Source organism: Leucobacter luti, assembly GCF_050310065.1.
GTDB lineage: Bacteria > Actinomycetota > Actinomycetes > Actinomycetales > Microbacteriaceae > Leucobacter > Leucobacter luti_B.
In genome coordinates, this window is the sequence record NZ_CP190007.1 from 1,741,253 (window position 1) to 1,764,710 (window position 23,458).

General features: G+C 69.8%; 18 protein-coding genes and 1 tRNA gene. 10 read left to right on the forward strand and 9 right to left on the reverse strand.

The genetic code is table 11. The features are described from left to right. Positions 1-44 precede the first annotated feature (44 nt). Entirely contained in the window at positions 45-3,158 is a 3,114-nt protein-coding gene (locus ACOPJ3_RS08015) for an aminotransferase class III-fold pyridoxal phosphate-dependent enzyme (RefSeq protein ID WP_427868670.1), read from the forward strand. A 275-nt stretch (positions 3,159-3,433) separates the two neighbouring features. On the opposite strand, the gene ACOPJ3_RS08020 is transcribed toward ACOPJ3_RS08015, so the two are convergent. Next, complete coding sequence (locus tag ACOPJ3_RS08020) at positions 3,434-4,072, reverse strand: LysE family translocator (RefSeq protein ID WP_427868671.1); 639 nt, start codon at positions 4,070-4,072, stop codon at positions 3,434-3,436. 96 nt (positions 4,073-4,168) lie between these two features. Further along, on the reverse strand, positions 4,169-5,527 hold the full coding sequence (mgtE, locus tag ACOPJ3_RS08025) for a magnesium transporter (protein WP_427868672.1): 1,359 nt from the start codon (positions 5,525-5,527) through the stop codon (positions 4,169-4,171). A 413-nt stretch (positions 5,528-5,940) separates the two neighbouring features. On the opposite strand from mgtE, the gene ACOPJ3_RS08030 reads away from it, so the two are divergent. The 3 genes from ACOPJ3_RS08030 to ACOPJ3_RS08040 all read left to right on the forward strand — a co-directional run bounded on the left by ACOPJ3_RS08030 (position 5,941) and on the right by ACOPJ3_RS08040 (position 8,726). Further along, positions 5,941-7,140, forward strand: coding sequence for a low temperature requirement protein A (locus ACOPJ3_RS08030; protein ID WP_427868673.1), 1,200 nt, complete (start codon positions 5,941-5,943; stop codon positions 7,138-7,140). A gap of 78 nt (positions 7,141-7,218) precedes the next feature. Continuing rightward, positions 7,219-7,803, forward strand: coding sequence for a peroxiredoxin (locus ACOPJ3_RS08035; RefSeq protein WP_427868674.1), 585 nt, complete (start codon positions 7,219-7,221; stop codon positions 7,801-7,803). After that, positions 7,800-8,726, forward strand: a complete 927-nt coding sequence (locus ACOPJ3_RS08040; RefSeq protein ID WP_427868675.1) for a dihydrodipicolinate synthase family protein — start codon at positions 7,800-7,802, stop codon at positions 8,724-8,726. Before ACOPJ3_RS08035 ends, ACOPJ3_RS08040 begins: the two co-directional genes overlap by 4 nt. A gap of 125 nt (positions 8,727-8,851) precedes the next feature. On the opposite strand, the gene ACOPJ3_RS08045 is transcribed toward ACOPJ3_RS08040, so the two are convergent. The 5 genes from ACOPJ3_RS08045 to ACOPJ3_RS08065 form a co-directional block, all read right to left on the reverse strand. After that, positions 8,852-10,360: an ABC transporter ATP-binding protein gene (locus ACOPJ3_RS08045; protein ID WP_427868676.1), complete on the reverse strand. Its 1,509-nt coding sequence runs from the start codon at positions 10,358-10,360 to the stop codon at positions 8,852-8,854. Continuing rightward, complete coding sequence (locus ACOPJ3_RS08050) at positions 10,357-11,061, reverse strand: energy-coupling factor transporter transmembrane component T (RefSeq protein ID WP_427868677.1); 705 nt, start codon at positions 11,059-11,061, stop codon at positions 10,357-10,359. The genes ACOPJ3_RS08045 and ACOPJ3_RS08050 overlap by 4 nt, the downstream gene beginning before the upstream one ends. Beyond that, on the reverse strand, positions 11,054-11,635 hold the full coding sequence (locus ACOPJ3_RS08055; RefSeq protein WP_427868678.1) for an MptD family putative ECF transporter S component: 582 nt from the start codon (positions 11,633-11,635) through the stop codon (positions 11,054-11,056). The genes ACOPJ3_RS08050 and ACOPJ3_RS08055 overlap by 8 nt, the downstream gene beginning before the upstream one ends. Positions 11,636-11,779: 144 nt before the next feature. After that, complete coding sequence (locus ACOPJ3_RS08060) at positions 11,780-13,513, reverse strand: ABC transporter ATP-binding protein (RefSeq protein WP_427868679.1); 1,734 nt, start codon at positions 13,511-13,513, stop codon at positions 11,780-11,782. Next, on the reverse strand, positions 13,510-15,276 hold the full coding sequence (locus ACOPJ3_RS08065; RefSeq protein WP_427868680.1) for an ABC transporter ATP-binding protein: 1,767 nt from the start codon (positions 15,274-15,276) through the stop codon (positions 13,510-13,512). The genes ACOPJ3_RS08060 and ACOPJ3_RS08065 overlap by 4 nt, the downstream gene beginning before the upstream one ends. Before the next feature lie 252 nt (positions 15,277-15,528). On the opposite strand from ACOPJ3_RS08065, the gene ACOPJ3_RS08070 reads away from it, so the two are divergent. Next, positions 15,529-16,230 carry a TetR/AcrR family transcriptional regulator gene (locus ACOPJ3_RS08070; protein WP_427868681.1) on the forward strand — a complete coding sequence of 234 codons (702 nt, stop codon included), beginning with the start codon at positions 15,529-15,531 and terminating at the stop codon, positions 16,228-16,230. Positions 16,231-16,353: 123 nt separating this feature from the next. Here ACOPJ3_RS08070 and ACOPJ3_RS08075 read toward each other — a convergent pair. Beyond that, positions 16,354-16,435, reverse strand: a tRNA-Leu gene (locus tag ACOPJ3_RS08075). Positions 16,436-16,672: 237 nt separating this feature from the next. Then, positions 16,673-17,440, reverse strand: a complete 768-nt coding sequence (locus ACOPJ3_RS08080) for a TIGR00645 family protein (RefSeq protein WP_427868682.1) — start codon at positions 17,438-17,440, stop codon at positions 16,673-16,675. A 234-nt stretch (positions 17,441-17,674) separates the two neighbouring features. On the opposite strand from ACOPJ3_RS08080, the gene ACOPJ3_RS08085 reads away from it, so the two are divergent. From ACOPJ3_RS08085 to ACOPJ3_RS08105, 5 genes are all read left to right on the forward strand, one after another. Further along, entirely contained in the window at positions 17,675-18,697 is a 1,023-nt protein-coding gene (locus tag ACOPJ3_RS08085) for a TerC family protein (RefSeq protein WP_427868683.1), read from the forward strand. Between the two features lie 295 nt (positions 18,698-18,992). Continuing rightward, positions 18,993-20,537, forward strand: coding sequence for a 3-isopropylmalate dehydratase large subunit (leuC, locus tag ACOPJ3_RS08090; protein ID WP_427868684.1), 1,545 nt, complete (start codon positions 18,993-18,995; stop codon positions 20,535-20,537). Between the two features lie 3 nt (positions 20,538-20,540). After that, positions 20,541-21,143 (forward strand): 3-isopropylmalate dehydratase small subunit, encoded by a 603-nt coding sequence (gene leuD / locus ACOPJ3_RS08095; protein ID WP_427868685.1) that lies wholly within the window; start codon positions 20,541-20,543, stop codon positions 21,141-21,143. Positions 21,144-21,289: 146 nt separating this feature from the next. Then, entirely contained in the window at positions 21,290-22,597 is a 1,308-nt protein-coding gene (gene murA / locus ACOPJ3_RS08100; RefSeq protein ID WP_427871189.1) for a UDP-N-acetylglucosamine 1-carboxyvinyltransferase, read from the forward strand. A 69-nt stretch (positions 22,598-22,666) separates the two neighbouring features. Beyond that, positions 22,667-23,443 (forward strand): lysophospholipid acyltransferase family protein, encoded by a 777-nt coding sequence (locus ACOPJ3_RS08105; protein WP_427868686.1) that lies wholly within the window; start codon positions 22,667-22,669, stop codon positions 23,441-23,443. Positions 23,444-23,458 lie beyond the last annotated feature (15 nt).

A 23,458-nucleotide genomic window follows, 5' to 3' on the forward strand; every position in this document is an offset into this window, starting at 1 on the left:
GCCCGCGCGGGCGGACACTCGAAGGGGAGAGAGGGCACAGCGCCATGATTGAGCAGCAGCAGGGCGGGCTCGTGCGTCCCGCCGTCACGGAGGCCGACGCGGTCCGGATCGCGCGCGAGTGCTACGGGATCGAGGCCAGCGCGACCGAGCTCGGCAGCAACCAGGACCGTAACTTCCTGCTCGAGGAGCCGGGCGGCGCGCGCAGCGTGCTCCGGATCGACCACCCCGTGTTCGAGGATCGCGAGCGCGCGGCGCAGCACGCCGCGATCGAGGCGTACCGCGCCGCGGGCGTCCCCGTCGCCGCAGTCATCCCCGGGCCCGACGGGGAGCTGACGCAGCGCTGGGGCGGCTTCGCGGTGCGCCGCAGCGAGTTCGCGGCGGGGGAGCCCATGGTCGACCTCGGCTACTTCGCGCCCGTCGTGCTTCAGGAGTTCGGCGCGCTTGCCGCCGCCTCAGTGAACGCGCTCTCGGAGCTCGCCCACGAGGGGCTCGAGCGCGACCACATGTGGCTCATGGACGTCGCGCACGCGGAGACCGTGAAGCTCGCCGGCTCGATCGCCGACGAGGAGCTGCGCGAGCGCGTGCTCGCGGCGGCCGACGAGGCGCAGGCGGCGCTGCTGCTCGTCTCCGGCGCGCTCCCACGGCAGGCGATCCACGGCGACCTCACCGACGACAACGTGATGGGCGCCCTCGGATCCGACGCCCGCGTGCACCCCGTGACCGTGCTCGACCTCGGCGATCTCGCCACAGGCTGGCGCGTCGCTGAGCTCGCGGTGACCGCATCCTCGATGCTGCACCACGAGCCGGAGCGGCCGCTCCGCTTGCTTGATACGATCGGCGCATTCCACGCAGCCGCGCCCCTCTCCGCGGCCGAGGCGCGGGCGCTGTGGCCGCTCATCGTGCTGCGCGCTGCCGTGCTCGTCGCGAGCGGCTGGTACCAGCTCGCGATCGACGGCGACAACGACTACGCGAGGGAGCGAGTCGCGGGGGAGCAGGCGATCTTCGACGCCGCGACCGCGCTGCCGCTCGTCGAGGCGACCGAGCAAGTGCTGGCGCGCCTCGGCTTCGTCGGCGCGGCCTCCGGCACGGGGCTCGCGCTGCAGGCGGTTCCCGCCGCTGCTTCGTCCGCGGCGCCTCTTCGCTCGTTGATCCCCGGTCTCACCGGCACCGTGACGATCCTGGACCCCGGCGTCGAGTCCGAGGAGCTCGACTCGGGCGCCTGGCTCGCGGCCGACGCCGAGGAACGGCTCGTCGCCGCGGCGCTCGGTGGTGGCGCCGATGCAGCGGTGATGCCGTACGGAGTGTACCGACTCACCCGCACCGCGGTCGACGCGGGCGATGCCGCCGAGACGTGGCCGATCGGCACGGAGGTCTGGCTGCCGGCGGGCGACGAGCTCGCGCTCACCGCGCCGCTCGGCGGCGAGGTCGTCGCGGCGAGCGAGCGCGGCATCCTGCTCGACCTGCGCGACGGCTGGTTCCTGTCGATCGACGGATTCTCGCCGTCGGTCGCCGAGGGGGCTGAGCTTGCGGCCGGAGCCGGCATCGGGTCGCTCGGCGCGGTGGGTGCGGGATCCGGATCCGGCGCTGGCACCGGCGCCCTGCCCGCGGTGGGCGCCGACGCCCTGCCCGCGGTGGGCACCGGCGCCCTGCCCGCGGTGGGCGCCGGCGACGCGGCGCCCCGCTCCATCGCCCTCACGCTCTGCCGCGCCGACGCGATCGACGGCGCGGCGCCGCCGATCCTCGCGGTCGACGTGCCCGAGCCCGGCCGCGCTCAGCTCGTCGCGCCCGAGCGGGTGGCGGCCTGGTCGCGCTTCACGAGCGACCCCGCCGCGATCCTCGGCATCGAGAGCCGCGCCGAGCGCGACGAGGCCGCGAACGAACAGCTGCGGCGCGAGCAGATCTTCGCGAGCGCGCAGGAGCGCTACTACGAGCGGCCCATGCAGGTGGAGCGCGGGTGGCGCCACCACCTCGTCGACACGACCGGGCGCTCCTACGTCGACATGGTGAACAACGTCACGGGGCTCGGCCACGGCCACCCGGGCGTCGCGGATGCGGTGAACCGCCAGATCCGGATCCTGAACACGAACTCTCGCTTCCTGTATCGCGAGCTCGCGGAGTACAGCGAGCGGCTGCTCGCGCTGCTTCCCGAGGGCAGCGAGCTCGACACGGTGTTGCTCGTGAACAGCGGTTCCGAGGCGGTGGATCTCGCGCTGCGCCTGGCGCAGGCCGCGACGGGTCGGAAGACCGTCGTGTCGCTGCGGGAGGCCTACCACGGCTGGACGATGGCCTCAGACGCCGTGACGACGAGCGCCTACGACAACCCGTACGCGATCGCCACGCGGCCCGACTGGGTGCACGTCGCCGACGTGCCGAACCGCTTCCGCGGCACGTACCGCGGCGACGACACCGGGGGGCGGTACGCCGCCGACCTCGGGGCCGACCTCGCCTCGCTCGCCGCTGCGGGCCGCGACGTTGCGGCGTTCATCTGCGAGTCCGTGCTCGGCAACGCCGGCGGCGTCGTGCTGCCCGAGGGATACCTCGCCGACGTCTACGCACGTGTGCGGGCCGCCGGCGGGCTCTGCATCGCCGACGAGGTGCAGGTCGGCTTCGGGCGCATGGGCTCGAGCTTCTGGGGCTTCGAGCAGTCCGGCGTCTCGCCCGACCTCATCACGATCGCGAAGCCGATGGGCAACGGATTCCCGATCGGAGGCGTGATCACGTCGAAGCGCATCGCCGACGCGCTCGCGACGCAGGGCCAGTTCTTCTCCTCGGCAGGCGGCAATCCGCTGAGCTGCCGGGTCGGGATCGCGGTCCTCGACGCCATGGAGGCCGAGGGCCTGCAGGAGAACGCGCGCGCCGTGGGCGCCCGCCTCGCAGACGGCTTCCGGGCGCTCGCGTCGAAGCACGCGCTCGTCGGGCCGGTCCACGGCGAGGGCCTGTACCTCGGGGTCGAACTCGTGCGGGACCGGGACACCATGGAGCCCGCGACCGCGGAGGCCGCCGCGATCTGCGAGCGGATGCGGGAGCTCGGGGTGGTCGTGCTCACGACATCCGAGCGCTCTAACGTGCTGAAAGTGAAGCCGCCGCTCTGCCTCACGGCGGAAAGCGCCGACTTCGTGGTGGCGGCCCTCGACCGCACCCTCACCGAGGGCTGGTAGCCCGCGGCTGCCGCCCCGCCCGCTCCCTCCCGGACCCGGGCCCGGGCCCGAGCCCGGGAGCTTGAGTTGACCCAAAGTGACGCTTTCTGCGCTCCAGCAGACACTTTGCGTCAACTCAACTCGGGGCGAGTGCCCTGCGGCGACCCAGCGCGCCCCTCCCACCCTTGAGTTGACCCAAAGTGACGCATTCTGCGTTCCAGGGGAGAGTTTGGGTCAACTCAACCCGTGGCGTGGCGGGTCAACCCGGGGCCAGGCGGGGGCGGGCGCGGCAGGGCCTAGGGCGCGGCAGCCAGCGCGACGGCGACCTCCGCGAGGATCGCCAGGGCGACGAGCACGAAGAGCGCGCCCGCGACGATGTCGAACCAGGGCGCCGCGCCCCCGAACCAGCGCCGGAACGCCGCGGCCGACGACGCGAGCGCCACCGCCACGAACCAGGCGACCCCCGTCGCGATCATCACGGCGATGATCGCGGCGCGCACCTCCCAACCCGCGCCGACCGGGAGAAACTGCGAGAGCAGCGCCGTGAAGAAGATGAGCGCCTTCGGGTTCGCGAGGTTTGTCGTGAGCCCGAGGAGCCAGGGGCGCCGCACGCTGCCGGCGGTGCTCTGCTCGGCTCGGGATCGCAGCCCCGCGATCCCGCCCCGGATGCTCTGCACACCGAGGTAGCCGAGCACGAAAGCGCCCGCGACCTGCATGAACGGCAGCAGGAACGGGAGCGCCGCGAAGAGCGCGCTCAGGCCGAGCACGGAGACCAGGATCCAGACCGCATTGCCTGTCATGATCCCGAGCGCGGCGAGCACCGCCGCACGGCGCTCCCGGATCCCGAGCCTGAGCAGGAGAAATACGTCGGGGCCCGGGAGCGCGATCGCGGCGAGCCACGCGATGAGCAGCCCGCCCCAGGCGGCGGCGCTCACGCCCAGGCCCCCGCACAGAGAGGGCGGAAGTCGGGAACGCGAGCGGCCTGGTGCACGGATCGATTCTGCCAGATCCGCGAAGCGGAGAAGGCCGCGCTACAGCCCCAGGATCGTGCGTGCGATCACGAAGTAGATCACGAGCCCGGTCGCGTCGACGAACGTCGAGATGAACGGGTTCGAGAAGACCGCGGGGTCCACCTTGACGGCGCGCGCGAGGAGCGGCATGCACCCGCCGACGGCGGCGGCGACCGTACACACGGCGAGCAGCGTGAGCCCGATCACGAGCCCGATCTGCACGGAGTACGTGAAGCTCGCGATGGTGAAGCCGAGCCCGCCGAGGAGGAGCCCGAGCAGCGCGCCCGTGCGAAGCTCGCGCGAGAGCACCTTCAGGATGTCGCGGGGCCGCACGTCGCCGAGGGCGAGCGCGCGCGTCACGGTCGTCGCGGCCTGATTGCCGGTGTTGCCGCCCGTGCCGATGAGGAGCGGCACGAAGAGCGCGAGCACGGTCACCTTGTCGATCGTCGACTCGAAGACCGAGAGCACCTGCACGGTGAGCGTCGCGCCGACCGCGAGCACGAGCAGCCACACGACGCGTGACCGCACGATCTTCAGGACCGGCGTCGACAGGTAGGGGCGGCGCAGTGGCTCGGATCCGCCCTGGCGTGCCGCGTCCTCGCTCTCCTCGTGCTCCAGGATCCGGACCGCGTCGTCGATCGTGAACATGCCGACGAGTCGGCCCTCCCGATCCACGATCGGCATCGCGAGGAGCGTGAGGTCGGCGCAGCGGCGAGCGACGACCTCCGCCTCCTCCTGGGCGGTCGCGGTCTGGGCCGGGCTCGCGAGCGTGGAGACCGGCGCGGCGGGATCCGCCCCGAGGAGCTCCCGCAGGCTCACGACGCCGATGACGCGGCGTGAATCGTCGAGCACGGGGATCGTGTACACGGTCTCGGCATCGTCGAGCCTCGCGCGCACCCGCTCGAGCGACTCGGCGACCGTGAGCGTCGCGCGCGTCGAGACGTACTCGGGTGTCATGCGACGCCCCACGCTGCCCTGCGGGTAGCCGAGCAGGGCGGCGGTGAGCGCGCGCTCCTCCTCGGAGAGCCCCCGCAGCAGGCGGGTCGCGAGCGCGGCCGGCACCTCGTCGAGGAGCCACAGGCGGTCGTCGGGATCCAGCTCCTCGAAGAGGCGGGCGACCTCGGTGTCCTGCATGTCGTGCAGGAGGTCGCTCTGGAGCGAGGGGTCGAGCGCCTCGAAGACGTCGATCGCGCGGTCCTTCGGCAGGAGCCGCGTGACGACGGCGCGCTGCTTGTGCCCCAGCCGCTCGATGACGAGCACGAGGTCGTTCGCGTCGAGCGTCGCGAGCGTTTCGGTGATGCCGGGGAGGTCGTTCGCGGCGAGCTGGTCGTCGAGCTCGTCGAAGCGGTCCTCGATGGTGATGATGGGCTGTGTGGTCATGTCTGCTCCTTCGCCGGAGAGGGCGCCTGGCGCAGGGCCGGGCGGCATGGGCGCACGGCGGGGTCGGCCGGCGCGGAGAGCGGGCGGCGGAACGGCCTCGCAGCTGGCGAGGGCTCGGCCGATCACCGCGCTTCTGGCGCGATGGCCCGCAGGAGGGAGCCGGGCGAGGCGGGAGCTGGCGGCGCTAGTCGGTGACTAGGCTGCGGCGCGAGCGGGGCCCGGCTGGGGAGAGCAACTGTCGCTCTGCACGGGATCACCTCGCTCGTTCGGGTTCTGGGTCTGTCGCGGCGCACGCGCAGGCCAGTCGGTCGGAGAGACCGTCCGCCTGCACCCTAGCAGAGTGCTGTGGCGCGGCAAAGCCGGATCGCCGCGGGATCCGCTACGATCAGCTCGTCCGGTGGGAGGGGTTCCGCATGACCAAACAATCCGAGTCCGAGGCGGCTCAAGCGCGATTCGGGATCCGCCGCATGCGCCCGCGGGATCCGCTCGAGCTGTTCCGCGCGTCGAGCCCGCTCGAGCTCTTCTTCGACCTGAGCTTCGTCGTCGCGGTGTCGCTCGCCTCCGGGCAGCTGCACCTGTTCGAGATCGAGGGCCACGTCGGCCAGGGGGTCACCGCCTACTTGCTGACCTTCTTCGGCATCTGGTGGGCGTGGATGAACTTCACCTGGTTCGCAAGCGCCTTCGACACGGACGACTGGCCCTATCGGGCGCTCGTGCTCGTGCAGATGGGCGGGGTGATCGTGCTCGCCGTGGGCGCGACGCCGGCGATGGCGCGCGCCGACTACTGGATCATGATCTGGGGCTACGTCATCATGCGGCTCGCGATGGTCGCGCAGTGGGTGCGCGCCTCGCGCAGCGCGCCGGAGCTGCGGGGGACCGCGATCCGGTACGCGGTCGGGATCGCCACGGTGCAGGTGCTCTGGCTTTGCTTTCCGCTCGCGCCAGGCGGGCCCTCGCCCGGGCTTTTCGTGCTGCTTGCCTGTGCGGAGCTGCTCGTCCCGGTGATCGCGGAGCGCAAACGCATGACGCCGTGGCATCCGGGCCACATCGCCGAGCGCTACGGGCTCTTCACCCTAATCGTGCTCGGCGAGTCGGTGCTCGCCGCGACCTCGACCCTCTCGAGCGCGCTCGAGGACCACGTCCACGTCGCCGGGATCATCGAGATCGGGATCGGAGGCTTCGTGATGGCGGCCTGCATGTGGTGGCTCTACTTCTCCGGCGACATCGCGCAGCACCTCTCGTCCCTCCGCAGGGCGCTCCCGTTCGGCTACGGGCACTACGCGATCTTCGCCTCCGCCGGGGCGTTCTCGGCGGGGATCGCGGTGATCCTGGGGCTCGAGACGGGGGAGACGCGGCTCGGCCCCGTCGCCGCGGCCGCGACTCTGACGGTGCCCGTCGCCGTGTACGTGTTCGGGGTGTGGATCCTGATCCTGCGCCACTGCCTCAGCGGGGTGCGCACCGTGATCCTCCCGATTGGCGCGCTCGGGATCGCGGCCTGCGCCCTCGTGCCGATGCCGCTCATCGCGGCGGCGGTCGTGATGCTGCTGCTCGTCGTGGTCGTCGAGTCCTCCGGGGTGCGGGTCGCCGCGGGGCGCGATGGGGCGGATTCCTGAGTCGGGGATTACGCTGAGATCATGCGCGCGCCGGGGCTGCCCGGCGCGGGATCCCAGCTGTGACCAGGAGGTACGACGGTGAGCGACTACACGACCCTCCCGGAGGGCTTGCCAGTTCCGGCCGACGACGGCGCCACGGACCACCTGATCAGAAAAGCAATGCCCCCGATCCTGCTGCCCTCGACGGAGGGCGCGCTCGTGAACCTCTCGGAGCTCGGCGAGGGGCGCACGATCCTGTACTTCTACCCGCTGTCGGGGCGCCCGGGGGAGGATCTGCCCGAGGGCTGGGACGCGATCCCCGGCGCGCGCGGCTGCGCGACCGAGGCGTGCTCGTTCCGCGATCATTTCGCTGAGCTCATCGAGGCCGGGGCCGCCGACGTGTACGGCGTGTCGAGTCAGGATCCCGAGTACCAGGGCGAGCTCGCCGAGCGGCTCGATCTGCCCTTCGCGATGCTCTCGGACGAGTCGCTCGCCCTCGCCGACGCCATGCGGCTCCCGACTTTCTCGGCGCCCGGGCACGAGCGCCTGTATGCGAGGTGCACGCTCGTCGTGACGGACGGCCGAATCGAGCAGGTGTTCTACCCCGTGTTCCCGCCGAACGAGCACGCCGAGGAGGTGCTCGCCTGGCTGCGTGGGCGGGGCGGTCTCGGGGACGCCTCGTGAGCCCGGGAGCGGTCCGCGCGGCGTTCTCGGGGTTGAGTGCGTTTCCGCTGACCCCGCTCGTCGATGACACCGTCGACCAGGCGGCGTTCACCCGGATCGTGACCCGGCTCGCGGCGGCCGGCGTCGACTCGATTACGGCACTCGGCTCGACCGGCTGCGCCGCGTATTTGAGCCGTGACGAGCGCGCGCGGGTGGCCGAGCTCGCGGTCGCGGGCGCCGGCTCCGTGCCGGTGCTCGTCGGTGTCTCCGCGCTGCGCACCTCGGACGCGATGAGGCACGCGCGTGACGTCGAGGCCGCCGGCGCGGCTGGCCTGCTCCTCGCGCCCATGAGCTATCAGCGGCTCACCGGGGACGACGTGTTCGGGCTCTACGCGGATCTCGCGGCGGCGAGCGAGCTGCCGATCGTCGTCTACGACAACCCGGGGACCACGCACTTCGAATTCGACCTCGAGCTGTACGCCCGCATCGCCGAGATCCCGAGCGTCGCGTCGATCAAGATCCCGGGTGTCCCGGCCGAGGCGGGCGCGGCGCGCGAGCGGGTCGCCGAGATCCGCGCTGCGGTGCCGGATCGCGTCACGGTCGGCGTCTCGGGCGACGCCTTCGCCGCTCGCGGTCTCGCCGCGGGCTGCGACGCCTGGTATTCGGTGATCGGGGGCACCCTGCCCGAGCTGGCGCTCGGCATCTCGGATCCCGCGCGCTCGGGTGATCCGGCGGCAGCGCTCGCGCGCTCGGCAGAGCTCGCACCGCTCTGGGAGCTTTTCGCCCAGCACGGGAGCCTGCGCGTGACGGCCGCGATCGCGGAGTCGCTCGGGCTCGCGCAGCTCGGCTCGCTGCCGCTCCCGATCCGGGGCCTCGACGAGCCCGCGCGCGCCGACGTGGACCGGGTGCTGAGCGGCATCCTCGGCCCGGCGCCGCGAAGCTAGCCGCGCGCCGCGCCGCGCCGCGCGCGCCGCGCTCACCTCCGCGCGCGCGTCGAGTGGGCCGTAAGGCCCCATTCACGGGCCTGAATGGGGCCTTACGGCCCACTCGATTCAGGATCTGGTCTAGGTCATCGCCGCAACCTCAGCCGGGGCCGCGCCCGCGGCGAGGAGGCTGTTAGCTCCTCGCGTGGGGCGCCCGCGACACGATCGGGCTCGGGCGGGAGCAGCGTGAGTTCCTGGTCCGCCGCGAGCAGGAGGAGATCCTCGTCGTGGCTGATCAGGATCACGACCGCGCCGTCGCAGGTGACCGCGCGGATCTGCTCGGCGATGGAGTCGAGGTGCCTGCGGTCGACGCCCGAGCTCGGTTCGTCGAAGACGACGATGCGCCGTTCCGAGAGGCGTGCCGTGGCGACGACGAGCCGCTGCTGCTGCCCTCCCGAGAGGGACAGCGGGTGCCGCTCGCTGAGCTCCTCCAGGTCGAGCGCGCCAAGGAGCCCTGCGTGAGCGTCGGCTGCGAGGCCTCTGGGCGCCGCGAGCTTGACCTCCTCGCTCACGCTCTCGGTGAAGAGCTGGCGCTGGACGTCCTGCATGACGATCGCGCTCGTCCGCTGCCGCCGGGACCGGCTGAGCGCGACCCCGTCGAGCTTCACCGTGCCGGACGCCCGCTGCAGCCCGACCACGATCCGGGCGAGCGTCGACTTGCCCGCCCCGTTCACTCCGCGGAACGCCGTCACCGTGCCTGCCGGGAGCCAGGCGCGTTCGACCTCGACGACTCTGCGCCCGCCGAGCGTGCACCGCACACCCTTGAGTTGGAGGCCCGCGCTCGTGCCGCCGACCGGCGCGAGCGTGTCCGCGACGAGGCGGCCCGCCGCGCTCGCGAGCGGCAGCGTCGAGTCGCGGGGCGCGCCGCGCAGGCCCTCCTCGGCGAGCACATCGTCGGGGAGCGCGCGAAGCTCCTCGGCGGACCACTCGGCGGCGATCCGGCCCTGGCTCATCACGACGAAGCGGTCGGCAACTCCGTCGAGGTACCGGAGCCTGTGCTCGGCGACGACGATCGTGGTGCCGGTCTCCTTGAGCGCGCGCAGCCGTTCGGCCAGGCGCTCGACGGCGTCGCGGGACAGGTTCGAGCTCGGCTCGTCGAGGAGCAGGATCGCCGGCCCATGCGCGGTCGCGGCGGCGATCGCCACCTGCTGCTGCTGGCCGCCCGAGAGGTCTCGCAGTCGCTGCCCGATGGGTACGGTCTCCGAGAGCTCCGTGAGGAGCTCGTCGCGGCGCGCGCGGATCTCCGCGGGCTCGAAGCCGAAGTTCTCCATCGCGAACGCGACCTCGGTCGCGGCGCTGTCGGTGAAGAACTGGCGGCGCGGGTGCTGCAGCACGGTTCCGATGCCGATCCCGAGCTCGTCGAGTGTTGACGCGCGTGTGTCGCGGCCGTCGACCGTGACCTCCCCGCTCAGGACGCCCTCCTCGTGGAAGTGCGGGATCAGGCCGTTGATCGCCCGGAGCACGGTCGACTTGCCAGAGCCGCTCGCCCCGCAGAGCACCACGCACTCTCCTGGCTGGATTGCGAGGTCGAGGTCGACGAGGCTGGGTGCCTCCGCGTGCGGATACGTCCAGCTGACCCGCTCCAGCCGGATCATCGCGTGCCTCCGATCATCAGCGTCGTTGCCGCTGCGGCGGCGATGCAGATCCAGAACACCAGGTCCCGTGCGGTGAAGTGGGGCGCGAGGACCGAGGTCGGGCGTCGCGCCGAGCCCATGCCGCGCACGATCGCCGAGGCGGCGAGATCCTCGCTCGCGCGCAGGCTCGCCGCGATCATCGGCACGGTGAAACGCTCGACCGCGAGCACCGGATGCCTGAACATCCCGCGCGCGCCCGCGAGGCCGCGCAGCCGCATGGCGTCGAGCACCGCGGCCGACTCAGCGCGCACCACGGGGAAGAACCTGAGGAGCACCGCGAACGGCACCGCGACGGGGCGCGGTACCCGCCAGGCTCGCAGCGCGGCGCCCAGGGCCGTCGGCGAGGTCGTGCTGACGAGGTGCATTCCCACGCCGATCGCGGCAAGGAACCGGATCCCGTACACACTGCCGATCGACAGCACCGCGGTGAATCCGTTCGGCCACAGCACCGGCAGCTCCCAGCCGCAGAAGAGGAAGGCCCCCGCCACCGCAACGATCATGGCCCCGCGAGTCCACGCTCGCTCGAGCAGCGCGAAGCCGACGCCGAGGGCGAGCACGAGCGGCACGAAGCGGAGCCCTTGCGGGCCCATGACCGCGAAGCTCGACAGCGCAACGACGAGGATCTTGGACCGAGGGTCGAGCAGCGGCGGACGCTCAGGCAAGACCGGCCTTGCGGAAGTGCTTGCGGAGGAGAGAGGTGCCGAGGAGCGCGCCGAGGAATCCGCACACGAGGGCGGCCGCGGTCATGCCGAGCACCGCAGGCGTCGAGACGATCTGGTCGAACTGGGCGATGTAGTCGGGCCCCATCGCGGCCATGCCCGGCGCATTCAGGTACTCCTCGCGGTTGCGGAACATTGGGATGAACGGGCCGAAGTACCAGAGCGAGAAGACGGTGTAGCTCAGGATCGCCGCCCACTTGGAGCGGTACTTGCCGGCGGCAAGGATGACCTCGCCCACGACCGCGAGCGTCACGGTCAACGCGACGCTCTCCCAGGGGTGCCCCGTGAGCATGAACAGCAGCGAGAAGACGAGCCCGAAGACGGTGAGCATCCCCGCGTGCCTGATCCTAGTCGTGAAGAGCATGAAGGGGATGCCCCCGATGGCCGCTGAGACGGGCAGCGAGACGAGCATGGCGACGGGTCCGATGATCCCGAGCATTCCGATGGCGTACACGATCACGATGTACAGGGCGACGAAGATGCCGATGTTCATGAGGTCGCGGGCGCTGAATTTCATGGAGAAGGCCCGTGCGGGTGCCAGCGCCGGCGCCGACGCCGATCGGCCATCGGCGGTGGGGGCCGCGGTGCGTGTGGGGTCACTCATAGGGGAGTCCAATCTGATGGTGGTGTGGTGGAGCGGGATCTCTTGCGGTTCAGCGGGTTACTCGGGCGCGGCGAGTTGCCAGCCGGCCGCGTCGACACGCTCGCCCCAGTAGCGGGCATACGCGCCATTGGCGGCGATGAGCTCGTCGTGGCTGCCCTGCTCCCGGATCCTGCCGCGCGAGTCGAGCATGATGATGCGGTCGGCGGTCTTGATCGTTTGCAGGCGATGGGCCACGACCACGAGCGTGCGGCCGGGGCGAATCGCCTCGATCGTGGCTCCGATGGCCATCTCGTTGCCGATGTCGAGTGCCGAGGTGGCCTCGTCCAGGAGCACGATGGGCGCGTCCTTCAAGAGGGCACGCGCGATGGAGACGCGCTGCCGCTCGCCGCCCGAGAGTCGCGATCCGGCCTCGCCAACCTGAGCGTCCCAGCCGCCCGGCAGGCGCTCGACGATCTCCGCGACGCCGGCGCGCTCGGCCGCCGCGATGACCTGCTCGCGGGGGAGATCCGGGTTGCCGACCCACACGTTGTTGATCACGGAATCGTTGAACAGGTACACGTCTTGGAACACGGGGGCGACGGCGGCCTCGACCGCGGCCGAGCCGAGCTCGGTGAGCGGCACGCCCCCGATGCGCACCTGGCCGGACTCGGGGTCGTGGAAGCGCGCCATGAGCTTCGTGATCGTCGTCTTGCCCGATCCGGAGGGGCCGATGATCGCCGTCATCGAGTTCTCCCGGGCCTCGAAGGTGAGCGATTCGACGACGGGGGAGCCGCCGTACCCGAAGGTGACGTCCCGGAACTCGATGTCCCAGCCCGCGGGGTCGCGCGGGCGCGCAGGCTCAGGAAGTCCGGGGACGTCGGCGAGGGATTCGAGCTGGTTGAGCGTGGTGCGCGCGACTGCGACTCCGCCGCCGGTATCGCCCGCCGCGGCGATCGGCTCGTTGAACCGCGCCCCGAGCACGAGGAGGGCGATGAGCGTCGCCGGGTCGATCGATCCGCCGAGCGCGAGCGTGGCACCTACGACCAGGATCACGGTGAGCGAGAGCTGCACCACTCCGGTGAACACCCCGAGCCCGAGCCCGCCGCTCGCGAGCAGCCCGCGGTAGGCGCGGTGCTGCTCGCTGAGCGCCTCGGCGACCAGGCGATCCGCGATGGAATCGTTCGCCGCGGTGCGGAGTGCGGGCTGCGCCCGGGAGAACTCGATGACGCGCGCGGATGCCGCGGAGACGGCCTCGGAGTGCTCCGCATCCCCCCGCGACACCCTGCTGCCGATCGCACGGTAGCTGAGGACGATGAGGGGGACGACGGCGACCATCGCGAGCGCGAGGCGCCAGTCGAAGAAGAACATGCCGATCAGCACGACGAGCGGCGTGGCGAAGCCGGTGATGACGGGGCGAACGTTGTTGTAGGGCGCGTTCGACACAAACATGATGCCCTGCGAGGCGATCCCCGCGACCATGCCGCTGCGATCCCGGTCGAACCAGGAGATGGGCATCTTGACGAGGATGGCGCCCAGCCGGGCAAGCAGCGACTCGATGAGCTCGGTGCTTGCCCGCATGCCGACCTGACTCCCGCACCAGTGTGCGACGACGTAGAGGACGCCCGTCGCCGCCGAGACCCCGAGCCACCTCGTGACGAGCGCCATGTCGCCGTCGAAGAGGGCCCTGAGCAGGGGAACGAGCATGAGGAAGACGATGCCCTGCAGGATCGCGGAGGCCGTAACGAGCGCGAGCTCGAGCACGAGCAGCCGCCTGGCGGTGGGCGAGATGAGGCGGAAAAGCTGCCGGATCACTGCTGCACCTCCGAGTGCGCCACGGACTGCTGCACAACCGACTGCCGTGCTTCGGTGGGAAGCGAGCGCGCATGATTGCGCTCGTAGTCCGCCCACATTCCTGCGTAGTGGCCACCCCGCAGGAGCAGCTCGTCGTGTGTGCCGCGCTCCATGATCTCGCCGTCGCCAAGGACGAGGATCTGATCCGCTCCCGTGATGGTGTGGAGCCTGTGAGCGACGACGAGCACGCTCCTGCCGCGGGCGAGCGCGCCGAGGGCGCGCTGGATCGCGGCCTCAGAGTCCGGGTCTGCGAAGGCGGTCGCCTCGTCGAGCACCAGAATCGGCGCGTCCGAGAGCAGCGCGCGTGCGATCGTCACCCGCTGGGCCTCTCCACCCGAGAGGTTCGCGTCGGAGCCGATGACCGCGTCGTAGCCGCGGGGGAACTCGAGAATGCGGTCATGGATCTGAGCGGATCGAGCCGCGCTTTCGACCGCGGCGTCGTCCGCGTCCGGGCGCGCGAGCCTGATGTTGTCGCGAATGCTCGCGCGCAGCAACTGCACCTCCTGGAACACAAACCCGACGCTCTCGTACAGTGCCGACTGCCTGAGGGCACGAACGTCGGCGCCGCCGATCTCGACCTCGCCAGCGCTCACGTCGTAGAAGCGCGGCACGAGCTTCGCGAGGGTGGACTTGCCCGATCCGGAGGCCCCGACCAGGGCCGTGACGGTGCCGGGCGCGCAGGCGGCGGAGATGTCGCGCAGCACCCTGCGATCCGACTCGTACCCGAATCCGACGCCGGAGAACTCCACGCGATGCCCCGACGGTTCGACGGGCTCAGTGGCCAGGGGCATTGCGGGAACCGCGAGGAATTCGGCGAGGGAGCGCTGAGCGTTCCGCGCGTTCCGCATGAACTGGGCGGTGGAGCCGAGCTTCAGGAGCGGACCCGTGAGGCCGAGGCCGAGCAGCAGGCCGGGAAGTATGTCCAGCGGCCCGGCGATTCCCTGGGCGACGAGCCAGGTGCCGACGCCCGTGAGCCAGACGAGCGCGACGATGGGGGAGGTGATGATCTCTGCAAGGGTGAAGAGGACCGAGGTTTCCCTGGTCCACTCGGCGACGAAGCGGGAGTAATCGCCCGTCGCGTCTCGATAGCGGCGGTGACTCCGGCCCAGCTGGCCGAAGCGCTTGACCACGGCGATGCCGTGCACGAACTCGACCGTTGCGCCCGCGAGCGAGGCTGTTGCTTCGTCGTAGCGCCGATACTTCTCCGCCGCATCCCGCATCATGATGGGGTAGATGATCGCCGTGAGCACGAGCGGCACGAGGGCGGCGAGCCCGAGCCGCCAGTTCACTGCGAAGAGGTATGCGAGGCTGATGGCGGGCACGAGCGCGCCCGTCACGATGTCGTGGATCGCGTGCGCGACCAGGTGGTGCAGTGCGCTGACATCGTTCTCGATGAGCTTGCGCACGGTGCCGGAGGAGCGCTGGTCGAACCAGCCGAGGGGGAGCCTCCGTAGGTGATCGACGATCCTGCGCTGCACCGAGACCTGCAACTCTGCGTCAGCGAAGTGGCTGACGACACCCGAGGAGAACGAGCCCGCGAAACTCACGAGGAGCGCCGCGACCGCGATCCCGACGATCGCCCAGACGCGCCCGCCGTCGACTGGGGTGCCGGAGAGCGCCGGAAGCAGCGTGCGCGCGAGCTCGACAATCGCGATGAACGGGACCACGCCTGCCGCCGCACCGAGCGCGCTGAGCGCCACGATGCCGGCGAACGATCCGCGCACGGGCGCGAAGAATGAGGCTTCGCCAGCGGTCCGCGGGGGAGCCGTTGGCGGGCTGTGGGTCTCGGGTGGTGTCAACTTGCTCACCGAGGGCACGCCCTTCCTTGTTGAGAATAATTATCAAGATAGCGTGTAACAGCGTTCTAATCAAGCGGCTTCAGCATAGTGTTAGGCGGGCCTTACTTCAATCGGATGTTTGTTGACGCCCGTCGCGCGTCTGCGATCCGCCGGGCATCGCCGGGTAGCATGAAACGCATGCAGGCGGAGCGATTTCACGTGGGACTCACGCCGGAGCGCGTCATCGACGCGGCCCTCGATCTCACCCGCTCCTCCCACCTGTTCTCCTGGTCGATTCGGGATCTCGCCGGCGCGCTCGGCGTCAAGCAGTCGGCCATCTACCACCATGTCGGGGGCAAGGATCTGCTCTGCAGGGGCGTGGTCGAGCGGGTGCTCGAGCGTGTCGCGATCCCGAGCGAAACACTCGCCTGGGAGAGTTGGTTCCGCGAGCTGCTCACGCAGTTCGGCCCGCTCACGGGGGAGTTTCCCGGGGTTGCGAAGTGGACGCTCATGCACGGGCCGACCATCCCTGTCATGATCCCGATCGTCGAGGGCGGGATCCGGCGCCTGCGGGCCGGCGGATTCGGGGAGCAAAGCGGGATCGCCTACTCATTTCTCCTGAACACCGCTGTGACGACGCTCGCGATGCGTGATGAGCGGAGCGTAGAGCAGGGCGACGGGCCGCGCGACCACGAGAGCATGATGGCCGAGTTTCGGGCGGTTGCCGACGATTCACCCGAGGCCCGCGAGCTTGGCGATGGATTCATGGCGCGCTTCGCCGAGACCGGAGGAGCCGAGGCCGCCTTCGCGCACTACTACGACTACGCAGTGGAGGCGGCGATCAGCGGGGTGAGCAGCCTGCGGCCCGCTGATCAGGGGACGGCGGAATCTCGGGTCTGAACCGATTGCACTGTGGTGCGCGAGGGGCACGTGGCGCTGGGGGCGCCGCTGAACCCCGGGGGTCAAAGTCCTCGAAACGAGGGATGATCCGGCGCTGAGAATGCAGCGACCAGGGTGAATGCGTGCGCGAGGGGGGACTTGAACCCCCACGTCCGAGGACACTGGAACCTAAATCCAGCGCGTCTGCCAATTCCGCCACTCGCGCGTGGGCTGTCGGGATCCCGACGCCGCCGACCACTCTATCGCCCTCGGGGTGTCGCCGCGTGCCGAGTCGGCCGTAAGGCCCCTTTCAAGCCCGTGAATGGGGCCTTCCGGCCGACTCGACTGCGGGAATGGGGCCTTACGGCCGACTCGACCGCGCGAATGGGGCCTTCCGGCCGACTCGACTGCGGGAATGAGGCCTTACGGCCGACTCAACCGCGGGAAACAACCCTAAGGACGCCTACCCCCGCGGCGGCACCACGCTCGCACCCTCGGGGAGCGGCGTCCCGGCCGGGAGCCGCACGGTCACGAATTCTTGGGTGCCACCAGCTGCGACAACCGGCCCCCGCGGCGCCTCCTTCAGCTCGGCCTCGACCGCGCCGGCCGTGAGCTGGTCCGTGTGCTTCGAGGGGGAGTGCTGGCTCATCTTGTCGATCCAGGCGAGGGCGAGCGCCGAGACGATGAAGGCGAGGTGGATCACAACCTCCCAGAACACGCCGTCGTACGAGTAGATCGGCTCGCCCTTCGCGTCGAGGACCAGACCGTCCTTCATTCGCCCGACCTCGATGAAGGTCTTGAGTAGGTGGATCGACGAGATCGAGATGATCGAGATCGCGAGCTTCACCTTGAGGAGGTTCGCGTTGACGTGGGAGAGCCAGTCGGGCTCGTCGTGGTGCCCCTGCACGCGGATCTTCGAGACGAAGGTCTCGTACCCGCCGATGATGACCATGATGAGCAGGTTCGCGATCATGACGATGTCGATGAGGGCGAGGACGCTGAGCATGACGTCGGTCTCGCTGAAGTTGCCCTCGACGATGGAGTGCTCGATGAGGTGCCAGAGCTCGACGAAGAAAAGGACGACGTAGACGGCCTGGGCGATGATGAGGCCGAGGTAGAGGGGGGCCTGGAGCCAGCGGCTCGCGAAGATGAATCCTGCGAGCGTGCGGGACGCCGCGCTGGGGCCTCGCTCGATTCTGCGTTCGATGGGCAGCGAGTGGGGTGGGTTCACGTGGGGCTCCCGGATCGTCTCGTGAAAACTGGGACACATCGTATCGCAGCGTTGCTCTCGGCGTCTGAGGGGATATAGTGGTCAGCGCGAAAGGGAGTATTCCGGTTTTCGCCCGTGTCGTCAGTACGCCGCACGCCATCGTGCGACCGGTGCGGGGGCGGCGCAGCAATGCGCCGGGAAGAGACTTTCGGCCGTTCCGCGCACCCTGCGCCTGCCGAAGGAGAAGTTCTTCCTGTGACATCCGTCCTCCCGCTCTGGTTCGAGATCGGCTCGATGATCGTGCTCGTCGCGATCCTCGTGATCGATCTTCTGCTCATTGTCCGCAGGCCTCACGTGCCCTCGATGCGCGAGGCGAGCCTGTGGGTCGGGTTCTACGTCCTGCTCGCCCTGATCTTTGCCGGATCGATCTATCTGCTCGGCGACGTGCAGCACGGCACCGAGTTTCTCGCGGGCTGGCTCACCGAGTACAGCCTGTCAATCGACAACCTCTTCGTGTTCGTCCTGATCCTCGCGAGCTTCAAGGTGCCGAGCGCCTACCAGCAGCGCGCGCTCATGATCGGCATCGTGCTCGCGCTCGTCTTCCGCGGGCTCTTCATCCTCGCGGGTGCCGCTATCATCGAGCGCTTCATCGCCGTGTTCTTCATCTTCGGCGCTTGGCTGATCTGGACCGCCTGGCAGCAGATCAAGCCGGGCCAGGAGGATCATGGCGGCGACAGCTGGGTGGTCCGCCAGGCGAAGAAGGTCATGCCGATCAGCGATGAGTACGACGGCGGCAAGCTCCGCACCACGGTCGACGGCAAGCGCATGTGGACCCCCTTCATGCTCGTGCTCATTTCGCTCGGCACGACGGATCTGCTCTTCGCGCTCGACTCGATCCCCGCGATCTTCGGCATCACGAAGAGCCCGTTCATCGTGTTCACGGCGAACGTGTTCGCGCTCATGGGCCTCCGCCAGCTGTACTTCCTCCTCGGCGGTCTGCTCGAGCGGCTCGAGTACCTCAAGTACGGGATCGCGGCGATCCTCGCCTTCATCGGTGTGAAGCTGATCCTGCACGCCCTGCACGAGAACGAGCTGCCGTTCATCAACGGCGGCGAGCATGTGCCGGTGCCCGAGATCGACATCTGGTTCTCGCTCGGCTTCATCGTCGCCGCGATGGCGGTCGCCACGATCCTGAGCCTCGTGAAGGCGAACCGCGAGGCGCGGTCGCGCGGCGAGCACCTGCACCTCGGCGCCGCGGAGCACCGCGAGGAGCAGTAGGCTCCGGATCCCGAGCGCATGCGTGCCGCCGCACCCCCAAATGAGAGGGGGCGCGGCGGCACGACCGCTTGCTGCCGCGCAAAGCCCGTGGCCGGTGCTAGACTGCCGGTTATGCGTTCGTGGCGTGTGCTTCTTCTTCACCGCCGCGACGGGGTCTAGCCCATCGGCCACCCGTCGCGGAGTCCTCGCATGGCCGATTCACCGCGCGCAGTGCCGAAATAGATGAGACACAGCGGCGAAATAGATTCGCTAGGCGCGGTGTTGATTACCCAGAGACCGAGAAGAGAAGCACAACATGAGCGATGATCGCGCACAGGCAACCGCATCAGCACCCCGGCCCCGCACCCTGGCCGAGAAGCTCTGGGACGACCACGTCGTCGTCAAGGGCGAGAACGGCGAGCCGGATCTCATCTACATCGACCTCCACCTGATCCACGAGGTGACGAGCCCGCAGGCCTTCGACGGCCTCCGCGCCGCAAATCGCCCGCTGCGCCGCGTCGACCTCATGATCGCGACCGAGGATCACAACACCCCGACCCTGAACATCACGCGTCAGATCGCGGATCTCACGAGCCGCCTGCAGATCGACACGCTGCGCAAGAACGTCGAGGCGTTCGGCGTCCGCGCCCACCCGCTCGGTGACAAGGAGCAGGGCATCGTGCACGTCATGGGCCCGCAGCTCGGCCTCACGATGCCGGGCATCACGGTCGTCTGCGGCGACAGCCACACCTCGACGCACGGCGCCTTCGGCGCGCTCGCGTTCGGGATCGGCACGAGCGAGGTCGAGCACGTCATGGCGACGCAGACGCTCCCGCTGAAGCCGTTCAAGACGATGGCGATCAACGTCGAGGGCGAGCTCCGCCCGGGCGTCACGGCGAAGGATATCATCCTCGCCGTCATCGCGAAGATCGGCACGGGCGGCGGCCAGGGCTACGTGCTCGAGTACCGCGGCTCGGCGATCCGGAACCTGTCGATGGACGGCCGCATGACGATCTGCAACATGTCGATCGAGGCCGGCGCCCGCGCAGGCATGGTCGCGCCCGATGAGACGACCTTCGAATATGTCAAGGGCCGGGAGCACGCGCCGAAGGGCGAGGACTGGGATCGCGCCGTCGAGTACTGGCGCACGCTGCCGACCGACGAGGGCGCCGTATTCGACGCCGAGGTAAACATCGACGCGAGCTCGCTCGAGCCGTTCGTCACCTGGGGCACGAACCCGGGCCAGGGCGTGCTGCTGAGCGACGCCGTGCCGAATCCGGACGACTTCTCGGATCCGAACGAGCGGGCCGCCGCCGAGCGCGCCCTCGATTACATGGACATCGAGGCTGGCACCCCGATGAAGGAGATCGCGGTCGACGCCGTCTTCATGGGCTCCTGCACGAACAGCCGCCTCGACGATCTGCGCTCCTTCACGAACCTGATCAAGGGCAAGAAGAAGGCCGACGGCGTGCGGCTGATGGTCGTTCCCGGTTCCGCGCGGGTGCGCCTCGACGCGGAGGCCGAGGGCCTCGACAAGATCATCGAGGAGTTCGGCGGCGAGTGGCGCTTCGCGGGCTGCTCCATGTGCCTCGGCATGAACCCTGATCAGCTCGCGCCTGGCGAGCGCTGCGCGTCGACCTCGAACCGTAACTTCGAGGGCCGCCAGGGCAAGGGCGGCCGCACCCACCTCGTCTCGCCGCTCGTCGCCGCAGCGACCGCGATCCGCGGCACGCTGTCGAGCCCCTGGGACCTGCAGGAGGACGCGGCGAAGGGCATCACGCACGACGCGGAGCCCGGTGCGCAGACCGAAGCGCAGCCGACAGCACAGACGATCGCAATCGACGAGAAGGTTGGGGCCTGAGCCATGGAGAAGTTCACCACGTTCACGGGTGTCGCCGCGCCGCTCAAGCGCTCGAACGTCGACACCGACCAGATCATCCCGGCCGTCTTCCTGAAGCGCGTCACCAAGACGGGCTTTGACGACGCGCTCTTCTATCACTGGCGCCAGGATCCGGAGTTCATCCTGAATCAGGATCCCTACCGCGAGGCGCGAATCCTCGTCGCCGGGCCTGACTTCGGCACCGGATCCTCCCGCGAGCACGCCGTGTGGGCGCTGCGCGACTACGGCTTCCGCGTCGTGATCTCGGCGCGCTTCGCCGACATCTTCCGCGGCAACTCGGGCAAGCAGGGGCTCCTTGCGGCCCAGGTCGCGGAGAAGGACGTCGAGAAGCTGTGGGCGGCGATGGACGCCGAGCCGGGCGTCGAGCTCACCGTGAGCCTGGACGACCGCACAGTCTCGGTCGGCGACCTCACGGTAGATTTTGAGATCGACGACTACACCAGCTGGCGCCTGAAGGAGGGCCTCGACGACATTTCGCTCACCCTGCGAAACGAGGCCGCCATCAGCGACTACGAGTCGCGCAGGCCGAGCTGGATGCCCACGACAACACCTGTGGAGGCCGCGTGAACGACGCAATTGATGATGAGCTCACTGAGGGCACGGAAGTGACCTCGGAGCCGAAGGCTGCGGCGCCCGCTGAGGATGCCGACGCCGCCGGCCGCAAGAAGGACGCCCAGAAGGCGGGTGCCCGTGTCGGCCTCACCTCGGATGAGATCATCATCAACGGCGGGCGACCGCTGCAGGGTCGTGTCGAGGTCCGGGGGGCGAAGAACCTCGCGACCAAGGCGATGGTCGCGGCGCTCCTCGGCAAGACGCCGAGCGTGCTGCGCAACGTCCCGAACATTTCCGATGTGCGCGTCGTGGCGGGGCTCCTGGCCCTCCACGGCGTGCTCATCACGCGCGGCGAGGATCAGGGCGAGTGGCGCCTCGACCCGTCGAACGTCGAGGTCGCGCATCAGGCCGACATCGACGCGCACGCGGGATCCTCGCGGATCCCGATCCTGTTCTGCGGCCCGCTGCTGCACCGGCTCGGCGAGGCGTTCATCCCCGACCTGGGCGGCTGCCGGATCGGCGATCGGCCGATCGACTTCCACCTGGACGCGCTGCGCGAGTTCGGCGCGGTCGTGGAGAAGCTGCCGAGCGGGATCAGCCTGACGGCGCCGAACGGCCTGACGGGCGCGAACATCGAGCTGCCCTACCCCTCGGTCGGCGCGACCGAGCAGGTGCTGCTCACGAGCGTGCTCGCGAAGGGGCAGACGGAGCTGCGCAACGCGGCGATCGAGCCCGAGATCATCGACCTCATCTGCATCCTGCAGAAGATGGGCGCGATCATCACGGTCGAGCCGAATCGCGTCATCTTCATCGAGGGCGTCGAGGAGCTTCGCGGCTACGACCACAAGGCGATCTTCGACCGCAACGAGGTGGCGAGCTGGGCTGCTGCCGCGCTCGCGACCAGGGGCGACGTGTTCGTCGGGGGAGCGAAGCAGGAGGAGATGATGACCTTCCTGAACATCTTCCGGAAGGTCGGAGGCGACTTCGAGGTCCACGACGACGGCATGCGCTTCTGGCACCCGGGCGGTGAGCTCAAGCCCGTGACGATCGAGACCGACGTGCACCCTGGCTTCATGACGGACTGGCAGCAGCCGCTCGTCGTGGCGCTCACGCAGGCGCAGGGCGTCTCCACGATCCACGAGACCGTCTACGAGAACCGCTTCGGTTTCACCGACGCGCTCAACCAGATGGGCGCGAATATCGTCGTGCACCCGGAGGGGCTCGCCGCCGATAACCGCCGCGTGAAGCGGCGCGAGTTCGAGCAGGCCGCGGTCATCACCGGGCCGACTCCGCTCACGGGCGCCGACGTCGAGGTTCCGGATCTTCGCGGCGGCTTCAGCCACCTCATCGCGGCGCTCACGGCCGAGGGCACCTCGAAGGTGACGAACATCGGGATCATCTCCCGCGGCTACGAGAATTTCATCGAGAAGCTTCGCCTGCTCGGCGCAGACTTCGTCTACGAGAGCTAAGCCACGTATTCTTCGGTCCGCCGGGGCGGTATGCGCCTCGGCGACCCCGGATTCGGGATAATGTGAGACATGGTTGACACGGTAAAGCTCCGCAGCCGCCCCTCGGCGGAAAAGCGTCGACCCTCGATGTTCTGGCTCCTCGCGGCACTGATCCTGCCGCTGTGGTCGGCCATGGTCCGCTACCGCTTCACGCCGCAGTCCAAGCTGCCGAAGAGCGGGCCGTTCATCCTGGCGCCGAACCACTACAGCGAGATCGACCCCATCGCGATGGGCGCCGCGGTCTGGCACCTCGGCCGGCTGCCCCGCTTCATGGCGAAGGCGAGCCTCTTCAAGGTGCCCGTGCTTGGCTGGATGTTGCGCGGATCGGGTCAGATTCCCGTCGAGCGCGAGGGAGCGACCCGCGCCTCCGTCCGCTCGGGCAACCCGATCGGCGCGGCTGCCGAGCTCATCGAGCGGGAGGCCGGCGTGATCGTGTACCCGGAGGGCACGCTGACCCGGGATCCCGATCTCTGGCCCATGCGCGGCAAGAGCGGCGCGGTGCGCCTGGCGCTCGTGTCCGGGATCCCGCTCATCCCGGTGGCGCACTGGGGCACGCAGGAGCTCATGCCCCGCTACGGCAAGAAGATTCACCCGTTCCCGCGCAAGACGATCAGGGTGTCGGTGGGCGAGCCGCTCGATCTCAGCCGCTTCGCCGACCGGACGGTGGATCAGAAGGTCGTCGGCGAGGCGACGAAGCAGCTCATGGACGCGATCACCGCGCTCCTCGAGGAGCTGCGGGGCGAGCAGGCGCCGCCAGAGCGATGGGATCCGAGCAAGCACCAGCAGAGCGAGACGGGGCGCTTTTGAGCACACGGCCGATTC

What these genes read in the sequence shown, in the direction of transcription:
- ACOPJ3_RS08055 (WP_427868678.1), bottom strand. Translation starts at nt 11,635, where the DNA reads ATGAAATTCAGCGCCCGCGACCTCATGAACATCGGCATCTTCGTCGCC.
- leuD (WP_427868685.1), top strand. Translation starts at nt 20,541, where the DNA reads ATGGAGAAGTTCACCACGTTCACGGGTGTCGCCGCGCCGCTCAAGCGC.
- ACOPJ3_RS08070 (WP_427868681.1), top strand. Translation starts at nt 15,529, where the DNA reads ATGCAGGCGGAGCGATTTCACGTGGGACTCACGCCGGAGCGCGTCATC.
- ACOPJ3_RS08045 (WP_427868676.1), bottom strand. Translation starts at nt 10,360, where the DNA reads ATGATCCGGCTGGAGCGGGTCAGCTGGACGTATCCGCACGCGGAGGCA.
- ACOPJ3_RS08105 (WP_427868686.1), top strand. Translation starts at nt 22,667, where the DNA reads ATGGTTGACACGGTAAAGCTCCGCAGCCGCCCCTCGGCGGAAAAGCGT.
- ACOPJ3_RS08030 (WP_427868673.1), top strand. Translation starts at nt 5,941, where the DNA reads ATGACCAAACAATCCGAGTCCGAGGCGGCTCAAGCGCGATTCGGGATC.
- ACOPJ3_RS08015 (WP_427868670.1), top strand. Translation starts at nt 45, where the DNA reads ATGATTGAGCAGCAGCAGGGCGGGCTCGTGCGTCCCGCCGTCACGGAG.
- mgtE (WP_427868672.1), bottom strand. Translation starts at nt 5,527, where the DNA reads ATGACCACACAGCCCATCATCACCATCGAGGACCGCTTCGACGAGCTC.
- leuC (WP_427868684.1), top strand. Translation starts at nt 18,993, where the DNA reads ATGAGCGATGATCGCGCACAGGCAACCGCATCAGCACCCCGGCCCCGC.